This is a genomic window from Bordetella trematum, assembly GCF_900078335.1.
In the GTDB taxonomy this organism is placed as follows: Bacteria; Pseudomonadota; Gammaproteobacteria; order Burkholderiales; family Burkholderiaceae_B; genus Bordetella; species Bordetella trematum.
Genome location: NZ_FKBR01000004.1, coordinates 1 through 386, shown reverse-complemented (window position 1 = coordinate 386; position 386 = coordinate 1). Strand labels below are relative to the sequence as shown.

The following is a 386-nucleotide window of genomic DNA, read 5'->3' as shown; positions in this document are numbered from 1 at the left end:
TGCCTGCAGGGCTTTGAATTTTGGCGGAGCGGACGGGGCTCGAACCCGCGACCCCCGGCGTGACAGGCCGGTATTCTAACCAACTGAACTACCGCTCCGCAGCGGCGATACCTTTCGGCATCTTGCCAGAATGAACTGGCGTCCCCTAGGGGATTCGAACCCCTGTACTCACCGTGAAAGGGTGATGTCCTAGGCCTCTAGACGAAGGGGACCTTGGTGGAGGTAAGCGGGATCGAACCGCTGACCTCTTGCATGCCATGCAAGCGCTCTCCCAGCTGAGCTATACCCCCGAGGTCACAATCCGTTGGCATTTGGCTTGGCGCCTCATGCTTTCCGGCTTGCCCGTTCACCTCTCGATGAACGGGGCCGAATTATGCACTATTTTT

3 tRNA genes are annotated in these 386 nt (G+C 58.5%); all 3 read right to left on the bottom strand.

What is annotated here, in order from left to right:
* Window positions 1–21 precede the first annotated feature (21 nt).
* Window positions 22–98, bottom strand: a tRNA-Asp gene (locus tag A7V84_RS00115).
* A 38-nt stretch (window positions 99–136) separates the two neighbouring features.
* A tRNA-Glu gene (locus A7V84_RS00110) sits at window positions 137–212 on the bottom strand.
* Between the two features lie 2 nt (window positions 213–214).
* Window positions 215–290 (bottom strand) — tRNA-Ala (locus tag A7V84_RS00105).
* Between the last annotated feature and the right edge of the window lie 96 nt (window positions 291–386).